This is a genomic window from Ectopseudomonas composti (assembly GCF_001567565.1).
In the GTDB taxonomy this organism is placed as follows: Bacteria; Pseudomonadota; Gammaproteobacteria; order Pseudomonadales; family Pseudomonadaceae; genus Aquipseudomonas; species Aquipseudomonas composti_A.
In genome coordinates this window covers 81,995-104,691 of record NZ_LSSW01000006.1, presented here as the reverse complement: position 1 = coordinate 104,691, position 22,697 = coordinate 81,995, and the positions used below count along the sequence as shown (strand labels likewise).

The following is a 22,697-nucleotide window of genomic DNA, read 5'->3' as shown; positions in this document are numbered from 1 at the left end:
GGAACAACTAAACTCCTTCTATGGCCATTGAAGGCACAATGCCATCACTCACCCTTGCATGCCCATTCACCAATCCACGTAGAGCCTCGGCAGTAGAGGAAACATGAGCGGTGAGTTCAGGGAGGAAGTCCAAAATGTTCCGCAATCTGTCGAAATTCTTGACCCGCAGCAAACCCCAGGCTGGCTCGCTGCACGCCCCCCTGGCCATCAGCCTCGAAGCCCGCATGATGTTCGACGGCGCCGTGGCCGCTACCGTCGCCGAGACCGCCGCCAGCCAGCCTACCGATACCCCGGATGCGCCCAGCACCACCGATGCCTCGCATGACACCCTGGCGGCAGCGCCAGAGAGTGCCTCGTCCGACCAGCGTCAGGATCTCGTGTTCATCGATGGCAAGGTGGCCGACAAGGAGCAACTGATCGCCTCACTACGCCCTGGAGTCGAGGTGGTGGTACTCGACGGCAGTCGCGATGGCCTGCAACAGATCGCCGACTATCTGCAAGGCCGGCAAGACATCGACGCCATCCATATTTTCAGCCACGGCGAGCAGGGCCTGCTGAAACTGGGCACGAGCTCGCTGGACAACCAGAACGTCGCCAGCCGTTCGACCGAGCTGGCCGCCATCGGCGCCAGCCTCAGCAGCGACGGCGACATTCTGCTCTACGGCTGCGACATCGGCCGTAGCGAGAGTGGTGCAGCGCTGGTGGAACAACTGGCAGCGCTGACCCAGGCCGACATCGCCGCCTCCTCCGACAGAACCGGCGCTACCGCCATGGGTGGCGACTGGGATCTGGAGCGACGTAGCGGTGATATCGCCGATCACGCGATTTTGGACATGGCGCAACTGGCGAATTACGACAATCTGCTGGCGCTGCCCTCGCCCAACCAGTCGTTTAGCGATACCTACTGGAACAACAATACCGGCAGCAATACCGTCGACGGTTTCACCATCACCGAATCGACCGGCGCGACCCGGGCCAGCTCACCCGACTCCATCTATTTTCAAAACAGTTCGGTGAAGGATGTCGACGACAACTACTACTACGAGCTGACCTGGACGGCAGACAACGTCGACCTGGGTACATTCGACCTAGACGGCATGGTGATCCAGAGTTTCGGCGGCAACTATCGCCTCGACTTCAGCGCCACCTCTGGCGGTGTCGCCGTCTCTGAGTCATTCACCTACAGCACTGCTCAAGGGCCACTGACCGTCGATCTGGATGCATCCAAATTCAATGACATCTCGTCGTTCACCCTGCGCGTGACCAACCTGAACGGCGCCACATCGGTTGCCAACATGGATCTGCAGCAACTGAATCTGACAGACCTGAGAGGCGCCAATAACCCTCCCACGATTGGCAACCTCAACGGCGATAGCGTCGCCTGGGCCGGTGCGGGCAGTACCGTGCAGCTCGATGTGGGCAGCAATGCCAGCCTGACCGATGCCGAACTGGGCGCGCTGAATGGTGGCAATGGCAACTGGTCCGGCGCCAGCCTGGTGATCCAGCGCAACGGCACGGCGGTGGGCAGCGATGTGCTGGGATTCGACACCAGCGGCGCCCAGTTCACCGTCAGCGGCAGCAATCTGCAGTCGGGGGGCCAGACCTTCGCCACCTTCACCAACAGCAATGGTGTGCTGACCGTCAATTTCACCAGCAGCTCCACCAACGCCACCACGGCGCTGGTCAGCGACGTGGCGCGGCACATCACCTACCGCAACGACACGCCGGCCGGCGACGCCACCATCAGCTTTACCCTCAATGACGGTGCCGGTGGCAGTGCCAACGCCACGACCACGGTCACCAGCGATTTCATATACGTAACCAACAACACCGACACCGCCGCCATCAACGTCAGCAATGGTGTGAGTTTCAGCGAAGCCATCGCCATTGCCGCGGCCGACAACACCGGCTCCCAGACCATCGTCTTCGATGGCTCCCTGGCCGGCCAAACGCTCAACCTCAATGTCGTGTCGATCAACGAGAGTCTGACCTTCGATCTCGATGCGGTGAGCGGCCTGACCCTCACCGGCGGCACCATCACCCTGGCCGGCGGCACTACCCAGACCTTCACCAACGGTTCGGGCGACACTGCTTCCATCGTCAGCGTGGTCGCCGGCAGCGGTGCCCTGACCAAGGCGGGGGCCGGCAACCTGACCCTGGCCGGCTCTGGTAATACCTTCAGCGGTGCCACCAGCATTTCCGCCGGCACCCTGACGGTAAGCGGCGGCGATGCCATCGCCAGCACCAGCAGCGTGAACGTCTCGGCCGGAGCCACCCTGGCGCTGGCCGGCAACGAGACCGTCGGCAACCTCTCCGGCGCGGGTTCGATCAACCTCGGCAGCAGCAGCCTGACGACGAACCAGACAGCGGACACCACCTTCTCCGGCAATATCAGCGGCACCGGCGGCCTGAATCTCAACCAGATCGGATCCGCCACCTACTCGACGACCCTATCCGGTACCAACACCTACACCGGCAGTACCATGTTGCTGAACTACGGCTGGCTCAAGCTCAATGGCGATGCCTCCATGTCCGACAGCAGCGCCGTACGGGTCAACGGCAACAGCGTCCTGACCCTGCAGTCGGACCAGACCATCGGCAGCTTGGCGAGCAACAGCGCCACCGCCAGCATCCAGTTGGGCAGCTACACCCTTACCTCCGGGGGCGACAACACTTCCACCTCGGTCTCGGGCGTGGTGTCCGGCACCGGCTCGCTGGTCAAGCAGGGCAGCGGCACCCTGACCCTGTCCGGCAGCAATACCTACGGCGGCACCACCAGCGTCTCCGCCGGCACCCTGTCGATCGCCGGTGACAGCAACCTCGGCAGTGGCGCCGTCAACCTGGCGGGAGGGTCCGTGCTCGACGTCTCTGGCCCCACCACCATCGACAACGCCATCGTCCTGACCGGCAACAGCAGCATCGGCAACAGCAACGCCGTCACCCTCAGCGGAGCCATCAGCGGTGCCTATGACTTGTCGAAAACCGGCGCAGGCACCCTGACCCTGTCAGGCAACAACAGCTACGGCGCCACCTTTGTAAACGCAGGCACACTGTCGATCGCAAACGACGGCAACCTGGGATCGGGGGCGGTGAACCTGGCCGCAGGCACCACCCTGGCGCTGACCGGTGCAACCAATGTCGACAACAGCATCGTCCTCGGCGGCGATGCCTCGATCAGCGCGGCGGCCAACGCCACTCTGTCAGGCGTGATCAGCGGCGCCTTCACCCTGACCAAGGCAGGCGCCAACACCCTGACCCTGACCGGCAGCAACACCTACGGTGCCACCACCGTCAACGCCGGCACCCTCAGCGTGGCCAGCGACAGCAACCTCGGCAGCGGCACGCTGACCTTGGGCGCCGGCACGACCCTGGCGGTGACCAGCGCCACCACCATCGACAACGCCATCGCCCTGAGTGGCGCTGCCACCGTGAACACCAGCGCCGACACCACCCTCTCCGGGGTGATCAGCGGCAACAACAATCTGACCAAGGCCGGCTCCGCCGTGCTGACCCTGACCGGCAACAACACCTACAGCGGCAGCACCAGCGTCAGCGCCGGTACCCTGAGCGTTGCCAGCGACGCCAACCTGGGCGCCGGCAGCCTCAACCTGGCCAACGGCACCACCCTGCAGATCACCGGCAACACCACCATCGACAATGCCCTGGCACTGACCGGCCTGGTGACCGTCAACGCCGGCGCTGCGGCCACCCTGTCCGGCACCATCAGTGGCACGGGCAGTCTGACCAAGACGGGCGCCAGCAACCTGACCTTGTCGGGCAGCAACACCAACACGGGTACCACCAGCGTGTCTGCCGGCACCCTGGTGGTCGACGGCAGCACCAGCAGCGCTACCATTGTGGCCAATGGCGCCACCCTGGCCGGCGGCGGCACCCTGGGTGGCGACGTCATCGTGCAGAACGGCGGCACCCTCTCCCCGGGCAACAGCGGCGCCGGCACCCTGACCGTCAGCGGCAATCTGACCCTGGATGCAGGCAGCACCCTGGCGCTGGACATCAACGGCACCACCGCCGGCACCGGCTACGACCGGGTGACGGTCAACGGCACCGTCGACGTCTCCGGCGCCGCCCTGGCGGTCACCCATGGCTACGCGGCCGGCAGTGGCGACAGCTACACGGTGATCGTCAACGATGCTGCCGATGCCGTGACCGGCACCTTCAGTGGCGTCAGCGAGGGCGGCAAGTTCAACGCCGCCGGCAACGGCACCGAGCTGACCACCAGCTACATCGGCAGCAGCGGCAACGACCTGACCCTGACCGCCCCCATCGCCCCGACCGTCACCAGCGTCTCGTCCAGCACCGCTAACGGCACCTACAAGATCGGCGATGTCATCACCGTCACTGTGCGCTTCGACTCAGCGGTGAACGTGACCGGTACTCCGACCCTGACCCTGGAAACCGGCACCACCGACCGGGTACTCGACTATGTGTCCGGCTCGGGCACCGACACCCTGAGCTTCAGCTACACCGTGCAGGCCGGCGACAGCTCCGCCGACCTCGACTACGCCTCCACCTCGGCCCTGAACCTCAACGGCGGCAGCATTCAGGACGGCACCAGCCAGTCCGCCATCCTCACCCTGCCGACGCCTGGGGCCGCCGGTTCCCTAGGCGCCAACAAGGCCCTGGTGGTGGACGGTGTGCGCCCGGCTGCCAGCAGCATCACTCTCAGCGACACGGCGCTGCGGATCGGCGAAACCGCCACCGTCACCGTGACCTTCAACGAAGCCGTGCAGGGTCTGGACATCGGCGACTTCAGCGTGGCCAACGGCAGCCTCAGCGGCCTCAGCAGCAGCGATGGCGGCGTGACCTGGACGGGCACCTTCACTCCGAGTACCAACATCGCCGATGCCAGCAACATCATCACCCTCAACAACAGCGGTGTGATGGATCTGGCCGGCAACATCGGCAGCGGCAGCACCGATTCGGCCAACTATGCCATCGACACCCAGCGCCCAACGGCAGCCATCGTGGTGAGCGATACCGCACTGAAGGCCGGGCAGACCACCACCGTCACCATCACCTTCAGCGAGGCGGTGACCGGGCTGACCACCGCCGACTTCAGCGTGGCCAACGGCACCCTCAGCAACCTGTCCACCTCGGACAACATCACCTGGACCGCCACCCTGACGCCAGATGGCAACGTCACCGACAGCAGCAACCTGATCACCCTGGACAACACCGGCTATACCGATACTGCCGGTAACTCGGGAAGCGCTTCCACCGACTCCAACAATTACGCCATCGATACCCAGCGCCCGACGGCCACCGTCGTGGTCGCCGATACGACATTGAAGGCCGGCCAGAACACCACCGTCACAATCACCTTCAGCGAGGCGGTGACTGGGCTGACCACGACCGACTTCAGCGTGGCCAATGGTGCACTCAGCAACCTTAGCTCGGGCGATGGCGGGCTGACCTGGACGGCGACCCTGACACCGGACGCCGACGTCACCGACGCTACCAACCTGATTACTCTGGACAACACCGGTTATGCCGATGCCGCCGGCAACACCGGCGTCGGCAGCACCGACTCCAACAACTACGCCATCGACAGCAAGGCACCGACTGTCACCTCGGTCAACGTGCCAGCCAACGGCACCTACGTGGTGGGAGACACCCTCGACTTCACGGTGAACTTCGACGAAGCGGTGACCGTCGACACCACAGGCGGTACCCCGCGCCTGGCAATCACCCTGGATACCGGCGGCACCGTTTACGCCAACTACCTCAGCGGCTCAGGCAGCTCCGCACTGGTATTCCGTCTGAGCATTGCCAATGGCCAGCAGGACAGCAACGGCATTGCCATCGGCAGCAGTCTCCAGGCCAACGGCGCGACACTGCGCGATGCCGCCGGTAACGATACCGCTACGGCTCTCAACAACATCGGCACCACCACCGCCGTACTGGTGGATGCAGCCGCACCGCAGGTGACAGGCATCGCCCTCGACGGAACATCGCCCACCACCAGCAGCACCCTCGGTTTCACCGTCACGTTCAGCGAAGACGTCAACGGCGTCGATCTGGCCGACTTCGCCCTGGCCACAACAGGCAGCGCCAGCGGTACCCTGCTCTCGCTGGTCCAGGTCGATGCACGCACTTACCGCATTACCGTCGGCGGCGTGACCGGCCAGGGCGCCCTCGGTCTGTCACTCACGGCCGCCGGTAGCGGCATCGTTGATGGCATCGGTAACACCTTGCAGAGCAATTTCTCCAGTACCGGCTACACGCTGGGAGGGCTCAATACCGGCGATCCGGAGTTCCGTGCCAACCCGACACCAAGCGTACCGACCGCACCGGTTACGCCAACTCAACCGAGCATGCCCAGCGCACCGCCACCCATTACCACCTCGCCACTGCTGCCACCGCCGCTGTTCGACGTGCCAACTATCGGCAGTGGCATACCTACGCTGGGAAACATCTTCATCAACAACGGCGCACTGTCGCCCAGCTACATCGCCCAGGTGTTCTCCAGCAGCGATAGCGGTGCCTCCTCTGGCGGTGCTGTCGGCTTCCTCGGTTTTGGGGGCGGCGACGGCGGAGTATTCGGCACCAGCAGTTTCTCCAGCATGTTCAGCAAGGACGTACCGCAGGAGTCAGGCGATATCCAGCTTCGCTGGGGTAATTCCACCGGCAGTGGCTTGGGCGGGGGAGAGATTCTCGGAGCAGCGACTCTGAGCCAGCAACTGCAGGAGATAGGTGAAAGCGAGCAACGCCAGATAAGAGATCTGGCCTGGGCGCTGGGAGATATTCCGTTGCAGATGCCACAAGCGTAATCGACACAACAGATAAGAATCGAATGAGTGCCGTACTAGGGGGCGGTCCAAGGATGAGCAAAGCAGCGAAATTTTTCAGTATCAGCCTACTGGCGTTAGCCGTTGGCGGTTGTGCGGTGACCAGCACACCCATCGACCGCAGCGTAAGCGAGCAACGCGCCCAGCAGGATCTGGCGATCATGTTCAAGGATCAGGAGCCACTCAGTGGCCCGCTGACCTTGCACGAAGCCATGGCTCGCGCAGTGAAGTACAACCTCGAAGCACGCCTTAAGGTCATGGAAGAAGCCATGGCCCAGCGCCAGGTCGACCTGGCCACCTTCGACATGCTGCCACGCATGGCACTGTCCGCCGGCTACGCCGGGCGCAACAACATCAGCGCCTCCAGCAGCCAGAGCATCGAAACCGGCACCCAGTCGCTGGAGCCATCCACCTCGCAAGACCGCGACCGTGGCGTCGCAGACCTGACCATGGTGTGGAACGTGCTGGACTTCGGCGTCAGCTACGTCAGCGCCAAGCAGCAAGGCGACCAGCGCCTGATCGTTCAGGAGCGCCGCCGCAAGGTGATGCATACCATCATCCAGGATGTGCGCTCGGCCTACTGGCGTGCCGTGGCGGCGGATCGTCTGCTGACTCAGATCGACAGCCTCATGGCACGCGTCGCCCAGGCACGCGATAACAGCCAGCGCCTGAGCGAACAACGCATCGGCGATCCGATCCAGGCCCTGAGCTATCAGCGCGCGCTGATCGAGGCCACGCGCCAGCTGGAAGAGCAGCGCCGTGCCCTGTCGCTGGCCAAGACCGAGCTGGCCACCCTGATCAACCTGCCACTGGGCACTCAGGTCCAGCTGGCGCCTGACACCGGTTATCAGATGCCGGAACTCAAGGTGGAGCTGGACACGCTGGAACAGGAGGCACTGGCCAGTCGACCGGAACTGCGTGAGCAGGATTACCAGGCGCGCATCAGTGCTGCTGAAACTCGCAAGGCCATGCTGCGCCTGTTGCCGGGCCTGGAGTTCTCCGCTGGCGGTCACTACGACAGCAACAGCTTCCTGGTGAACCAGAGCTGGGCCGACTATGGCGTGAAAGTCACCTGGAACCTGTTCAACGTACTTTCCGCGCCAGCCGCCATTGATGTCGCCAAGGCCGGCCAGGAAGTCGCCGACGCCCGTCGCCAGGCCATGTCGATGGCGATTCTCGCCCAGCTTCATGTGGCAAACGCCAACTTCCGCGAGGCCCAGCGCCAGTTCCAGACCAGCCAGCAACTGGCGGGGCTGGACGGGCAGATCGTCGAGCAACTGCGCAATCGCTACCAGGCACAGGGTATTGGCGAGCTGGAGCTGATCCAGGGTGAGCTGAACACGCTGCAGGCTGACCTACGCCGCGACCTGGCCTACGCCGAGTTGCGCAACAGCTATGGTCAGCTGTTCGCCAGCGTCGGTCTCGACCCGCTGCCGGAGAGCATCGCCTCCGACAGCATCGCGGACATCGCCGCCGCCCTCTCCAGCCGAGAAGCGCAGTGGCAGGCTGGCCAGCTCTAGTCCTCAAGACTCGCCTTCGAGGCTGACGAGCCGGCGCTCGATCACCTCCCGCCCCTCGCGGCGGGAGGTGATCGAACGCCCCAACTCGAGCATCATGACGCTAGGCTCTGTACGAAAAGTGCCTGCGCTCGGTGATGCTTCGTTAAAAACAGGTTCGGAATGCTCATTTACAGCTCGTAAACTCCGCTTCCTCACCCGTTTTTGCCTCGCCTGACCTTCGCTCGACGACTTTTCGTACAAACCCTAAGTCGGTGCTGTGCAGACGACAGCTCCGCTCCATCGCGCTGCGAGCTGTGGACCTTGAGGCTCAGGCCTGCGGCCAAGCTGCCAGGCGCCTGCCGGACCCTAGATAACCTCACCCGATTCGGCCTTGATCAGCTGCGTTTGCGGCTGTTTCTGCAAGTCGAGATTGGCTACAGGCAGCACTTGATTCTCACCGTATGCAGCCAGCAACAGGGACCAGACAGGGAGAGGGGCAACAGCAACACGCATGACGTGAATCCGCTGCCGTTCATATTCTGCAACCATGGCTCCAGAATAAAGATAAGCAAGCCCCGCGGCGCATCACACCCAGCACCATCAGCCCCGGCAAGGTGCTTGCAGCCCTGATCGGGAAGCAACAGACTACGGACCGCCACACCTTCCCTCGTCGCCAAAGGACAGGCCGCCATGCATACCCTCGAACGCATCTATCCCCTGAAGATGGATGAACGCCTGGCCGCCGACCAGGCCACTCTCGACCTGCACCTGCAGCGTTATGCATTCGCCAGCAACTCGCTGCAAGGCTCACGCGTGCTGGATATGGCCTGTGGCTGCGGTTACGGCAGTGCGTTGCTGGCCGAGCGACATCCGGACAAGCAGATCGTCGGTATCGACATCGACCCCGATGCCATCGCCTATGCCCAGGCCAACTACCAGCGACCGAATCTGCGCTATCTGTGTGCCAATGCCGAAACCTTCGCCGACAGCGAAGGCTTCGACAGCATCGTCAGCCTGGAGACCATCGAGCATCTGCCAGACCCGGTGCGCCTGGTGGAAAACCTCGCACGACTGCTGGCCCACGGCGGCAGCATCATTGCCTCGGTGCCGACGACCCCCACGCTCGACGGCAATCCGCACCATCTCCATGACTTCAGCCCGGCGAGCTTCGCGCGCCTGTTCCGCCGTCACGACCTGCGCGCGCAGGAGCGCTTCGAGCAGATCCAGCGTTGGGAGTTTTCCGGGTTGTTCAAGAAACCCGAGAAAAAGGAGGCCCGCCAGCATCGCTCGGAAGGCGTCGGCAATGCCGTGCTGACGTATTACCGCAGTCATCCGCTGTACCTGTTCAGGCGCTTGTGGTCGATCCTGCGCTATGGCCCCAGCAACCGTTATCTGACCTGCCGGTTCAGCGCAAACTGAAACGAGCCGCACGTCACGACAGCAATGGCGAGCTGAAGCTCTCCCTCTGCCAGGCCCCGATCTGGGCTTCTGCAACAAAAACGCCAGCTCAATGCTGGCGTTTTTGTTCGGCGTCGATGATTCAGCGCGGCACTGCGGGCTTCTTCGACGGCTTCTTGCCCTTGCCTTTACCCGCACCTGCACGCTCGCGCGCAGCCTGCTGATTACGCGCCTCGGCTGCTGCCTTGGCCTGCTCGCGCTTGTCCCAGGGTTTGCTGCCGTCGCTGGCGCGAGGCGGCAAGCCGGTGTGCTGAGTCAGGATCTTGCCAACCTTCTTGCTGCCAGCCGGCGTCGAGTTCTTGCGCCGCGCGCTCTGATACTCATCGGTCTGCGGCTGATAGGTGGGGATCAGCTGATGCTTGCCGTTGCCGATCAGATCGCTGCGCCCCATGCGCTCCAGGGCTTCGCGCAGCAGCGGCCAGCCCTTCGGATCGTGGTAACGCAGGAAAGCCTTGTGCAGGCGACGCTGCTGCTCGCTCTTGACGATCTCGACACCATCGCTCTTGTAGGTGACCTTGCGCAGCGGGTTCTTGCCCGAGTGGTACATGGCCGTGGCCGTGGCCATCGGCGACGGGTAGAAGGCCTGCACCTGGTCGGCGCGGAAGCCGTTGCGCTTGAGCCACAGGGCGAGGTTCATCATGTCCTCGTCGGTGGTGCCGGGGTGCGCGGCGATGAAGTACGGGATCAGGTACTGCTCCTTGCCCGCTTCCTTCGAGAACTTCTCGAACATCTGCTTGAAGCGGTCGTAGCTGCCGATCCCCGGCTTCATCATCTTGTCCAGCGGGCCGCGTTCGGTGTGCTCCGGGGCAATCTTCAGGTAGCCGCCGACGTGGTGGGTCACCAGCTCCTTGACGTACTCCGGCGACTCGACGGCCAGGTCGTAGCGCAGACCGGAGGCGATCAGGATCTTCTTGACGCCCGGCAGCGCACGCGCCTTGCGGTACAGCTCGATCAGCGACGAGTGGTCGGTGTTGAGGTTCTCGCAGATGCCAGGGAACACACACGACGGTTTGCGGCAGTGCTTCTCGATCTCCGGGTCCTTGCAGGCGATGCGGTACATGTTGGCAGTCGGCCCGCCGAGGTCGGAGACCACGCCGGTAAAGCCCGGCACCTTGTCACGCATCTCCTCGATCTCGCGGATGATCGACTCGTGCGAACGGTTCTGGATGATGCGGCCTTCGTGCTCGGTGATCGAGCAGAAGGTGCAGCCACCGAAGCAGCCACGCATGATGTTCACCGAGAAGCGGATCATCTCGTAGGCCGGAATCTTTTCCTTGCCATAGGCCGGGTGCGGCACACGCGCATAGGGCATGCCGAACACGTAGTCCATTTCCTCGGTGGTCATCGGAATGGGTGGCGGGTTGAACCACACGTCCACTTCGCCATGCTTCTGCACCAGCGCACGGGCGTTGCCCGGGTTGGTCTCCAGGTGCAGCACGCGGTTGGCGTGGGCGTAGAGCACCGGGTCGTTGCGTACCTTCTCGAACGACGGCAGGCGAATCACCGTCTTGTCGCGGGTCATGCGCGGGCTTTCGAGAATCTGCACGACCTTGGCTTCGTTCGGGTCTTCGACCTCGCCTTTGCCCTGTTCGATGGCACAGGCTTCGGTGTCCTGGGTGTTCACATAAGGGTTGATGATCTTGTCGACGCGGCCGGGGCGGTCGATGCGCGTAGAGTCGACCTCGAACCAGCCTGCCGGCGTGTCACGACGAATGAACGCGGTGCCGCGCACATCGGTGATGGCGTCGACCTGCTCACCGCGCGACAGGCGCTGGGCGATCTCGACCACGGCGCGCTCGGCGTTGCCGTAGAGCAGGATGTCGGCGGTGGCATCCATCAGGATCGAGCGACGCACCTTGTCCTGCCAGTAATCGTAGTGGGCGATACGGCGCAAGGATGCCTCGATGCCGCCCAGCACCACGGGCACATGGCTGAAGGCTTCCTTGCAGCGCTGGCTGTACACCAGGCTGGCGCGATCAGGACGCTTGCCGGCCAGGCCACCGGGGGTGTAGGCATCGTCGCTGCGGATCTTCTTGTCCGCGGTGTAGCGGTTGATCATCGAGTCCATGTTGCCCGCCGCGACGCCGAAGAACAGGTTCGGCTCGCCGAGCTTCATGAAGTCGTCTTTGCTGCGCCAGTCCGGCTGGGCAATGATGCCGACGCGAAAGCCCTGAGCCTCGAGCAGACGGCCAATGATGGCCATGCCGAACGAAGGATGATCGACGTAGGCATCACCGGTGACGATGATGATGTCGCAGCTGTCCCAGCCGAGCAGATCCATCTCTTCCCGGCTCATCGGCAGGAAGGGTGCGGGCCCGAAACACTCGGCCCAGTACTTGGGATAGTCGAACAGCGGCTTGGCGGCTTGCATATTTTTTGATCAGCGGGCTATTACGAGGGGCGCGGATCATAGCACAAATTTTGACCAAACCAGACCAATACGCTGGGTTTTATGGTGTCTGTAAGCGCACTGACAGGCGCTCAAACCTGACCAACCCGAGCCGCGGGCCGTCAGCCTCGATAATGAGAGCGCGCAAGAATTGGCCATCTCATGGCATTGGCCCTACACCATATTTGTTTTCGTCCGATAACAATCCTGTGCATATACTCAGCTATTCGGCCAGCCGTCTTCAGGACACCTATGCAGCAGCGCTTCGCCCTCCTCCTTGTTCTTCTGCTGGGACTGTCGAGCACGGGCCAGGCGATGCCATCCGTAATGCTCACCGACGCCAGCAGCGGCATGCCGCTCAACGCATATATCGAGCTGCTGGAAGATACTCAGGGCGACCTGTCCATCGATGATCTTGCCGCCGCCGAGCAACAGGCTCGCTTTCAACCCGCCAACGGCCGCGCCAGCGTCGGCCAGAGCCGCAACCCCTGGTGGATCAAGCTCACCCTGCAGCGTGACATGCGTGCACCAGCACGCTGGGTGCTGGAAGTAGGCTCGGTCACCCAGCTCGATCTGCAGCTCTACCTGCCTGACGGCCACGACGGCTGGCAGTTGCGCCAGTCCGGCGAGCGAGTCCCCTACACCGAGAGTCGCGACCACCCGTACCGGCGCATGGTGTTCGACCTGCCGACCCTGAGTGACCAGCCAACGACCTTCTACCTGCGCGCCCTTGACCCCGCCGGCAACTCGTTCCCACTGCGCATCTGGCAACTCGACGATCTCACGCAGCTGGCAGCCCGCGAGAACCTGGCCCTGGGCGTCATCTATGGCGTGGTTTTCGCGCTGCTGCTGTACAACCTGTTCATCCTCATCTCGCTGCGTGACAGGGCGTATTTCTGGTACGTCTTGACCACCGCCTTCGCCCTGCTGTTCATCATGAGCATGACCGGCCACGGCGCGCAGTACCTGTGGCCGAACCATGCGGTTCCCGCCTGGCTGGACCGCATCACCCTACCGTCGCTATGGGGCCTGTTCGCCAGCCGCTTCACCCAGACATTGTTGCAAACGCGCATCTACGTGCGCTGGGCGCACCACCTGTTGAACATGGCCTGCGTGATCTACCTGATCGCTATCGTCCTGAATCTGTTCGACCAACGCCTGCTCGCCGCCTGGGCCATTGCCCTGCTATCGCTGACCAGCATACCTGCCGCCCTGGGCAGTGCCGCGATCCGTTGGCGACAGGGCTTCTTCCCCGCGCAGCTGTATCTGTACGGCTATGGATTGGTCCTGGGCAGCGTCGCCATCCTGCTGCTGCGTACCACCGGCGTACTGCAGCCAGCCGAGTGGAATGCCTATGTTTTCCCACTGGCCGTGGCGGCCGAGTCCATCCTGTTCTCCTTTGCCCTGGCCTACCGCATTCAGATCCTCAAGCAGGAGCGCGCCGTGGCCCTGCAACAGGCAGATCGCGAGAAAACCGCGCGCCTGGCGCAACTGCAGGCCAGCGCTGACGAGCTGCAGGCGGCGGTGACCGCCCGCACCGCGGAACTGGCAGCGACCAACGAACAACTGCGCGAGCGTGAGCGCGAGCTGCAGCATGCGGCCTTCCACGACCCACTGACAGAGTTGCCCAACCGGCGTTATCTGGTCGAACGCTGCGAGTCGGCGCTGGCACATGCCGAACGGCACGACGAAAGCGTGGCATTGCTGTTGATCGACCTGGATCACTTCAAGCCGATCAACGACCGCTTCGGTCATACCGCCGGCGACCTGATGCTGCAGGTCATCGCCAAACGCCTGCGTGAGCACGTGCGTGCAGGTGATGCAGTCGCGCGCCTGGGTGGTGATGAGTTCGCCGCACTGATCTGCGGCAGCGATGCCGAAAGCCAGGCCCGGGAAATCGCCGAGCGTTTGCTGGCAGAACTGTCGGAGCCGGTGCACTACGGCGCCGAGCGTCTGCGCGTGACCATCAGCATCGGCGTGGCGCTCTATCCTCGCCACGCGAAGAACTTCACCAGCCTGTACAAGATCGCCGACCAGGCGCTGTATCGCGCCAAGGAACAAGGCCGTTGCGCGGCACGCGTGCATGGCGACGACGGTGAACTGAGCGAGCAGGCGTGCCTGCAACTGGATGTGCTGAAAGTCCCCAGCGGCCTGGCCTGATCAGCCGATATAGCGTCGCGGTACTCGCGCCGTGACCTTGGTCAGCAGCTCGTAGCCGATGCTGCCGCACACCGTGGCCACTTCATCCACCGGCAATTGGCTGCCCCACAGCTCCACTGGCGAGTCGACGTCGGCCTCTGGCAGGTCGGTGATGTCCACCGCCAGCATGTCCATCGACACCCTCCCCGCCAGCCTGGCGCGCAGCCCCTCGACCAGCACCGGCGTACCGCTCGGTGCGTGCCTCGGGTAGCCGTCGGCATAGCCGCAGCTGACCGTGGCAATGCGCGAGGGCCGCTCGGCGACCCAGGCCGCGCCATAACCGACGCTCTCACCGACAGCCACCTCACGCACCGCGATCACCCGTGCAGCCAGGGTCATGGCCGGTTTCAGCCCCAACTCGCGCGCACTCAACTCAGCGAAGGGCGTGGCGCCGTAGAGCATGATGCCGGGACGCAGCCAGTCCATATGCGCAGCGGGAATGGTCAACACCGCCGCCGAGTTGGCCAGCGAGCGATGATTGAAGTCCAGATCCAGCACGTCGAGAAAGCGCTCGACCTGCTGCTCGGTAAGCGGATGGCCACGCTCGTCGGCACAGGCGAAATGACTGAGCAGATTCAGCTCGGCGACCTGGGCGGCGTCCTCCAGCCGCGCATGCCACTGGCGCAGACTGGCGGCGTCGAAACCGAGGCGATGCATGCCGGAGTCCAGCTTCAGCCAGACGTTGAGTGGACGCGCCAGCTCAGCGGCGAGCAAGGCCTCGGCCTGCGCCGCGCTCTGCAACACCAGATCCAGCCCCAGCTGCGCGGCGATGCCATATTCGCTGGCTTCGAAGCAGCCCTCGAGCAGCAGGATACGTGCCTCGCCGTGCATGGCACGCACTTCGGCCGCCTCCTCCAGACAGGCCACGGCGAAGCCATCGGCGGCCTCGTGCAGCGCCGTCACCACTTCGCGCACCCCATGCCCGTAAGCATTGGCCTTGACCACCGCAAAGGCCTGGCGCCCCGGCGCGCAGCGCTTGGCGACAGCGTAGTTATGGGCAATGGCGGAAAGATCGACGATAGCGGCAAGCGGGCGCATGACAGAGGCCTGAACGAAAAACGGGCGCCCATCTTAACCGCTGGACGCCCGCTTTCATTGATCTGTGCCACCGCCTCGTTGCCGAGCAAAACCCGGCGAGCGCGGAAACGACCTACTCGTCGTCGAACTGGTAGCTACCCGGCGCCAGGTTCTCGAAACGCGAGTACTTGCCGAGGAAGGCAAGGCGCGCAGTACCCAGCGGACCGTTACGCTGCTTGCCGATGATGATCTCGGCCACGCCCTTGTACTCGGTCTCCGGGTGGTACACCTCATCGCGGTACACGAACAGGATGATGTCGGCGTCCTGCTCGATCGCACCGGACTCACGCAAGTCGGAGTTGATCGGGCGCTTGTTGGGGCGCTGCTCCAGGCCACGGTTGAGCTGCGACAGGGCGATCACCGGGCAGTTGAACTCCTTGGCCAGGCCCTTCAGCGAGCGCGAGATTTCGGAAATCTCGTTGACCCGGCTGTCGCCGCTGGAACCCGGGATCTGCATGAGCTGCAGGTAGTCGACCATGATCAGGCCGATCTCGCCGTGCTCGCGGGCCAGTCGCCGCGTACGCGCGCGCATCTCGCTGGGGGAAATACCGGCGGTATCGTCGATGAACAGCTTGCGGTCATTGAGCAGGTTGACCGCGCTGGTCAATCGCGGCCAGTCGTCATCATCGAGCTGACCGGCACGTACCTTGGTCTGGTCGATGCGCCCCAGCGAGGCGAGCATACGAATGACGATGGACTCCGAGGGCATCTCCAGCGAGTAGACGAGAATCGACTTGTCGCTGCGCATCAGCGCGTTCTCCACCAGGTTCATGGCGAAGGTGGTCTTACCCATCGACGGACGACCGGCGACGATGATCATGTCGGCCGGCTGCAAGCCGCTGGTGAGTCCGTCGAGATCGTCGAAACCGGTCGACAGGCCGGTGATCGCATCACCGTTGTTGAACAGCGTATCGATACGGTCGATGGCCTTGACCAGAATATCGTTGATCCCCACCGGACCGCCGGTCTTGGGGCGGTCTTCGGCAATCTGGAAGATCAGGCGTTCGGCTTCGTCGAGAATTTCCTCGCCCGTGCGGCCCTCGGGGGCATACGCGCTGTCGGCGATCTCGTTACTGATGCTGATCAGTTTGCGCAGGGTGGCGCGCTCACGAATGATCTGCGCATAGGCCTTGATGTTGGCAACCGACGGCGTGTTCTTGGCCAGCTCGGCGAGATACGCCAGGCCGCCGACCTGCGACAGCTGCCCTTCCTTGTCCAACTGCTCGGACAGGGTCACCACGTCGAAGGGCTCGTTACGCTCGGCCAGCTTGAAGATGGCGCGGAAGATCAGCCGATGATCATGGCGGTAGAAATCGACATCCGACACACCATCGAGCACGCGCTCCCACGCATTGTTGTCGAGCATCAGGCCGCCGAGCACCGACTGTTCCGCCTCGATGGAGTGCGGAGGCACTTTCAGGGCTGCGGTCTGCAAGTCGTACTGTTCGGGAATGCTGATGTCGTTCATAGGCTCGGGAAGACAGTGCTGCGATAGAAAAACAAAGGGCACGGATCGCCGAAACGATGCCGTGCCCGATTGTCAGCAGACCAGCACCTGAGTGCAAGCCCGCTTGGCGGCTACTAACTAGAGTCTGTTCATGATCTCGCGAGCTAGAGCCCTGCAAGGCGAGAGCTGGTGAGGAAGCGCAGTTTACAAGCAGTAAATGAGCATTCCGAACCAGCTTTCAACGCAGCACGGCGGACGCGCGGCAGATCATGGGCGGGCTCTTAGGCGGCGACCACAATTACCTTGACGGTAGCTTCGACGTCGGTGTGCAGGTGCACAGCTACGTCGTATTCGCCGACCAGACGGATAGTACCGTTGGGCAGACGAACTTCGGCCTTGGCCACTTCAACGCCAGAGGCGGTCAGGGCGTCAGCGATGTCGTGGGTACCGATCGAACCGAACAGCTTGCCTTCATCGCCAGCGGTGGCGGTGATGGTGACTTCCAGCTCAGCCAGTTGAGCAGCGCGAGTTTCAGCGGAAGCTTTCTTCTCGGCAGCCAGTTTTTCCAGCTCGGCGCGACGGGCTTCGAACGCAGCTACGTTTTCAGCGGTAGCAGCGGTGGCCTTGCCTTGCGGCAGCAGGAAGTTACGGCCGTAACCGGCTTTAACGTTCACTTTGTCGCCCAGGTTGCCCAGATTGGCGATTTTTTCCAGCAGGATGACTTCCATTTGGGTCTTACCTCTTAACTTTTAACCTTCACCGTCCGCGGAGCCACTCTTGCGAGCGAGGCGACCGCGAAAATCAAACAGACTGTCGAAAACGGCTAACAAACAGATCAGGTTCCCGGCCATCAGCAACGCCACATACAACCCTATCGACCAAAAGCTCGACAGCTGCTTCATCGCTATCAGGCCGTGCCCCAACGCCAGACCAGCCAGCATCAGCGGCAACATGCAGATCAGGGTAACAGCCCACCCTGCATCACCGAGCAATGACGGCGCCAAAAACACACCTGCGATCAATGCAAGTGCAAACGGCACCGGCAGGCGGATCTGGCGGAACTCCTCACCAAAACCACCCGGGTTGTATAACGACGCCTGCCAGTAACGCGCCAAGGTCAGGCTCAGGACACTCATCGTCAACAACGAGAACGTCATGAAGCCGCCCAGAAGCGGTACCAGCGATGCCTGCTGCATGCTCTGAAGCTGCTCGCTGCTGGGCCCTCCGGCGGATTGCGCGGGCAGTTCAGCAAAGGCCTGTCGAAACGCTTCGGCGATTGCCTCAAGGTTTTCAACCATTGCCACACTGACCACCAGCGCAAACACCACGCCAACTGGCACCAACGCCATCAGAACTCGGCTCCAGGAAGCACTGCTACGCAGCACCTGCGCCAATGCCAGCGTACCCAGCATTACCATCAACACACTCGGATCACCGAGATAGCAGAGGTAAGCGGCGGGCAGCATGGCCCAGATGACGATACCGAGCGCATCACTCAAGCCTCTGCGCAGTAGCACCAAGGCACCTGCAGCAGCGCTTAACCAGGCAAACAACGGCACAATGGCCGAACCCACCACCACGAGGGTGGCTTGCATACGGCCGCGCATGATGTATTCAGCCAGGGCACGCATGCGATCTATTCCTTAACGCTTGTCGACTATCCGATCTCAGCGGCCGTGGCTGTCGGTGTAGGGCAGCAGGGCCAGGAAGCGGGCGCGCTTGATAGCGGTGGCCAGCTGACGCTGATAACGAGCCTTGGTACCGGTGATACGGCTAGGAACGATCTTGCCGGTTTCCGAGATGTAGGCTTTCAGGGTGTTGAGATCTTTGAAATCGATCTCTTTCACGTCTTCAGCGGTGAAGCGGCAGAATTTACGACGACGGAAGAAACGTGCCATGTGATTGGCTCCTCAATAGATCCGTGGATTACTCGTCAGCGTTGTCGCTGTCGTTGTTGTCGCTGTCATCGCCGTCGTTGGACTCGGCGTTTTCAGGACGTTCACGACGCTCGCGGCGCTCACTGCGGTTTTCTTCGGCCTTCAGCATCTCGGACTGGCCAGTGACGGCCTCGTCGCGACGGATGACCAGGTTACGGATCACGGCGTCGTTGTAGCGGAAGTTGTCTTCCAGCTCGGCCAGGGCCTTGCCGGTGCACTCTACGTTGAGCATCACGTAGTGGGCTTTGTGGACGTTGTTGATGGCGTAAGCCAGCTGACGACGGCCCCAGTCTTCCAGGCGGTGAATCTTGCCACCGTCTTCTTCGATCAGCTTGGTGTAACGCTCGACCATGCCGCCGACTTGCTCGCTCTGGTCCGGGTGAACCAGAAAGATGATTTCGTAATGACGCATAAATGCTCCTTACGGGTTGTAGCCTGCCAACTAAGGTGGTCAGGCAAGGAGTGGGTTTTTCTCGTGATGAGCTTGCCAGGCGGTAGGCGCGAAAAGGCCTGCCGTCACGGCAAGGGGCGCCATTCTAGAGAAGCCCCCTGCCGCACGCAAGGCGAATTGGCGAATATTTGAACAATCAGCCCTGGCGCTTGGCCTGGCGCTGACGCACCGCCTCGAACAGACAGACGCCGGTAGCGACCGAAACGTTGAGACTGCTGACGCTGCCCCCCATGGGCAGCTTGACCAGGTAATCGCAATGCTCGCGGGTGAGGCGACGCATGCCCTTGCCCTCAGCGCCCATGACCAGCACCGTCGGGCCGGTCATGTCGAGCTGGTACAGCTCCTGCTCGACCTCACCAGCAGTACCGACCACCCAGAGGCCTTTCTTCTGCAGTTTTTCCAGGGTGCGCGCCAGGTTGGTCACGGCCACCAGCGGAATCACTTCCGCGGCGCCGCATGCCACCTTGCGCACGGTGGCATTGAGCGTGGCGGACTTGTCCTTCGGCACGATCACCGCCAGCGCACCCGCCGCATCGGCAGTGCGCAGGCAGGCGCCGAGATTGTGCGGGTCAGTCACGCCATCGAGCACCAGCAGCAAGGGGACGCTTTCGCTGCGCTCGAGCAGCTCGTCGAGCATGTTCTCGCCCCAGACCTGACTCGGGCTAACTTCGGCGACCACACCCTGGTGTACGCCTTCGGCCCACTCGTCCAGCTCCTGGCGCTCCTTGTGCCCCACCGGCACCCGGTTTTGCGCAGCCAGCTCGAGCATGGGCTGGATGCGCGGCGCCTGACGGCTCTCGGCCAGCCACAACTGCTTAACCCGCTTGGGGTGATGGCGCAACAGCGCCTCCACGGCATGCACGCCGTAGACCTTTTCCAACTGACTCATCGTTTCGCCTTACGCCTGCCCGGCTTGTCGACAGTTGCCTCGACCTTGCCCTTGGGCGCTGGTGCGCCCTTGCGGTGACTGGTCGACTTCTTCGCCGGTGCCGCCTTGCCGCCTTTCTTGGCGCTATCGAGCAGCGCCTTCTTCACTTCGCGACTTTTCTGCACATCGGTATTGCCCATACCGGACTTGCCGCCGCGGCGCGCATCATCGCCCTTGCCGGCCTTGGCCTGGCTCAGTTCGAAGTCGATCTTGCGCTCGTCGAGGTCGACGCGCATGACCTTGACTTCGACACTGTCGCCAAGGCGGAAGCTGCGACCACTGCGCTCGCCGGACAGACGATGATGAACCGGATCGAAGTGGTAGTAGTCGGCCGGCAGCGCGGTCACGTGTACCAGCCCCTCGACATAGATGTCGCGCAGCTCGACGAAGATGCCGAAGCCGGTCACCGCAGTGATCACGCCCGCGAAGGTCTCGCCGACGCGGTCCTGCATGAACTCGCACTTGAGCCAGTTGACCACGTCACGAGTCGCCTCGTCGGCACGACGCTCGGTCATCGAGCACTGCTCGCCGAGCTTCTCCAGGGCTGCCTCGTCGTACGGATAGATGCGCGCCTTGGGCATGATCGTCGCGCCTGCGCGCTCCACGTGCTTGGTTTCACGCTTGGAGCGAACCACGCTGCGAATGGCGCGGTGCACCAGCAGATCAGGGTAACGACGGATTGGCGAAGTGAAGTGGGTGTAGGCCTCGTAGTTGAGGCCGAAGTGCCCTTCGTTCTGCGCGCTGTACACCGCCTGGCTCAGAGAGCGCAGCATCACGGTCTGGATCAGGTGATAGTCCGGACGTTCGCGGATGCTTTCCAGCAGGCGCTGGTAGTCCTTGGGCGACGGACCGTCCTTGGACTTGCCACGCTGCAGCGAAAGCCCCAGCTCACCCAGGAAGGCCTTGAGCTTCTCCAGACGCTCCGGTGGCGGACCATCATGAACGCGGTACAGCGACGGAATCTCGTGATCCTGCATGAAGCGCGCAGTGGCCACGTTGGCGGCCAGCATGCATTCCTCGATCAGCTTGTGCGCATCGTTGCGCTGAGTCGGGCGGATCTCGTCGATCTTGCGGTCGGTGCCGAAGACGATACGGGTTTCCTGGGTCTCGAAGTCGATTGCCCCGCGCTCGTGACGGGCGGCCACCAGCACCTGATACAGCGCATAAAGCTGGTTGAGGTGCGGCAGGACTTCCTTGTACTCGCTGCGCAGGGACTTGCCCTCGCTGCTCTTGGGATCTTCCAGCATCAGGCTGACCTTGTTGTAGGTCAGGCGCGCATGGGAATGGATCACCGCCTCGTAGAACTTGTAGTCGACCATCTGCCCGCTCTTGGACATGGTCATCTCGCAGACCATGGCCAGGCGATCGACATGCGGGTTGAGCGAGCACAGACCGTTGGACAGCTCTTCCGGCAACATCGGTACCACGCGCTCGGGGAAATACACCGAGTTGCCACGCTCGACCGCCTCGGCATCCAGTGCCGACCCAACCTTGACGTAGTGCGATACGTCGGCGATGGCCACGTAGAGCTTCCAGCCACCGGAGAACAGCTTCCAGCGGCTGCTGTTCTTCTCGCAGTACACGGCGTCGTCGAAGTCGCGCGCGTCTTCACCGTCGATGGTGACGAAAGGCAGGTGACGCAGGTCGACGCGTTTCTCCTTGTCCTTCTCGTCCACCTCAGGCTTGAGCTTGCGCGCTTCCTTGACCACCGCCTCGGGCCAGACATGCGGAATGTCGTAGCTGCGCAGCGCCACGTCGATTTCCATGCCCGGCGCCATGTAGTTGCCGATCACCTCGACGATATCGCCCTGCGGCTGGAAGCGCTGAGTGGGCCAGTGAGTGATCTTGATCTCGACGAACTGACCGATGCGCGCACCGGCAGTGCGCCCCGGGGTAACCAGCACTTCCTGCTGGATCTTGGGATTGTCGGGGACGACGAAACCGATACCGTTCTCTTCGTAGTAGCGGCCGACGATGCTCTCGTGAGCCCGCTCGATGACCTCGACGATGCCGCCTTCACGACGACCACGGCGATCGAAGCCGGCGACACGAACCAGAGCACGGTCGCGATCGAACACCAGGCGCATTTGCGCCGGGCTAAGGAACAGATCATCACTGCCATCGTCCGGCACCAGGAACCCGAAGCCATCGCGGTGACCGCTGATGCGCCCGCAGATGAGGTCGAGCTTGTCCACCGGTGCATAAGTGCCGCGGCGGGTATAGATGAGCTGGCCGTCGCGCTCCATGGCGCGCAGACGGCGGCGCAGCGCTTCGAGCTGATCGTCGGTACTGAGACCGAACTCTTCGACCAGTTGCTCGCGGCTTGCAGGCGAACCACGCTCGGCCAGATGGGCCAGGATCAGTTCGCGGCTGGGAATGGGGTTGTCGTATTTTTCCGCCTCGCGGGCGGCCTCGGGATCGAGGGATTGCCAATCGGCCATGTAGGAAGGATTACCTATGCTTATGTATAAAGGTGTATGCCATCTGCCTATTGAAGCGCGAA

General features: G+C 62.8%; 13 protein-coding genes. 4 read left to right on the top strand and 9 right to left on the bottom strand.

All coding sequences use genetic code 11. The features are described from left to right. Window positions 1–134 precede the first annotated feature (134 nt). The 3 genes from PCLY_RS01425 (at window position 135) to PCLY_RS01410 (ending at window position 9,727) form a co-directional block, all read left to right on the top strand. Entirely contained in the window at window positions 135–6,791 is a 6,657-nt protein-coding gene (locus PCLY_RS01425) for an Ig-like domain-containing protein (RefSeq protein WP_231740094.1), read from the top strand. 53 nt (window positions 6,792–6,844) lie between these two features. After that, a complete protein-coding gene (locus PCLY_RS01420; protein ID WP_061237462.1) occupies window positions 6,845–8,329 on the top strand; it encodes a TolC family protein in 1,485 nt (494 codons plus the stop codon). Window positions 8,330–8,998: 669 nt separating this feature from the next. Then, on the top strand, window positions 8,999–9,727 hold the full coding sequence (locus tag PCLY_RS01410; protein ID WP_061237460.1) for a class I SAM-dependent methyltransferase: 729 nt from the start codon (window positions 8,999–9,001) through the stop codon (window positions 9,725–9,727). A gap of 121 nt (window positions 9,728–9,848) precedes the next feature. Here PCLY_RS01410 and PCLY_RS01405 read toward each other — a convergent pair whose 3' ends face one another. Beyond that, window positions 9,849–12,137, bottom strand: coding sequence for a YgiQ family radical SAM protein (locus tag PCLY_RS01405; RefSeq protein WP_061237459.1), 2,289 nt, complete (start codon window positions 12,135–12,137; stop codon window positions 9,849–9,851). 270 nt (window positions 12,138–12,407) lie between these two features. On the opposite strand from PCLY_RS01405, the gene PCLY_RS01400 reads away from it, so the two are divergent. Then, a complete protein-coding gene (locus PCLY_RS01400; RefSeq protein WP_061237458.1) occupies window positions 12,408–14,315 on the top strand; it encodes a diguanylate cyclase in 1,908 nt (635 codons plus the stop codon). Here PCLY_RS01400 and alr read toward each other — a convergent pair whose 3' ends face one another. The 8 genes from alr to rnr all read right to left on the bottom strand — a co-directional run bounded on the left by alr (window position 14,316) and on the right by rnr (window position 22,635). Continuing rightward, window positions 14,316–15,392, bottom strand: coding sequence for an alanine racemase (gene alr / locus PCLY_RS01395; RefSeq protein WP_061237457.1), 1,077 nt, complete (start codon window positions 15,390–15,392; stop codon window positions 14,316–14,318). A gap of 112 nt (window positions 15,393–15,504) precedes the next feature. Then, window positions 15,505–16,899 (bottom strand): replicative DNA helicase, encoded by a 1,395-nt coding sequence (gene dnaB / locus PCLY_RS01390; RefSeq protein ID WP_061237456.1) that lies wholly within the window; start codon window positions 16,897–16,899, stop codon window positions 15,505–15,507. Window positions 16,900–17,159: 260 nt separating this feature from the next. After that, a complete protein-coding gene (rplI, locus tag PCLY_RS01385) occupies window positions 17,160–17,606 on the bottom strand; it encodes a 50S ribosomal protein L9 (protein WP_061237455.1) in 447 nt (148 codons plus the stop codon). Window positions 17,607–17,627: 21 nt separating this feature from the next. Continuing rightward, a complete protein-coding gene (locus PCLY_RS01380) occupies window positions 17,628–18,509 on the bottom strand; it encodes a DUF2232 domain-containing protein (RefSeq protein WP_061237454.1) in 882 nt (293 codons plus the stop codon). Window positions 18,510–18,545: 36 nt separating this feature from the next. Then, complete coding sequence (rpsR, locus tag PCLY_RS01375; RefSeq protein WP_003246847.1) at window positions 18,546–18,776, bottom strand: 30S ribosomal protein S18; 231 nt, start codon at window positions 18,774–18,776, stop codon at window positions 18,546–18,548. A 28-nt stretch (window positions 18,777–18,804) separates the two neighbouring features. Further along, on the bottom strand, window positions 18,805–19,227 hold the full coding sequence (gene rpsF, locus PCLY_RS01370; protein WP_061237453.1) for a 30S ribosomal protein S6: 423 nt from the start codon (window positions 19,225–19,227) through the stop codon (window positions 18,805–18,807). A 175-nt stretch (window positions 19,228–19,402) separates the two neighbouring features. Beyond that, the gene (rlmB, locus tag PCLY_RS01365) at window positions 19,403–20,155 is read right to left on the bottom strand and encodes a 23S rRNA (guanosine(2251)-2'-O)-methyltransferase RlmB (RefSeq protein ID WP_061237452.1); all 753 of its coding nucleotides are present in this window, start codon (window positions 20,153–20,155) and stop codon (window positions 19,403–19,405) included. Then, window positions 20,152–22,635, bottom strand: coding sequence for a ribonuclease R (gene rnr / locus PCLY_RS01360; RefSeq protein WP_061237451.1), 2,484 nt, complete (start codon window positions 22,633–22,635; stop codon window positions 20,152–20,154). The genes rlmB and rnr overlap by 4 nt, the downstream gene beginning before the upstream one ends. Between the last annotated feature and the right edge of the window lie 62 nt (window positions 22,636–22,697).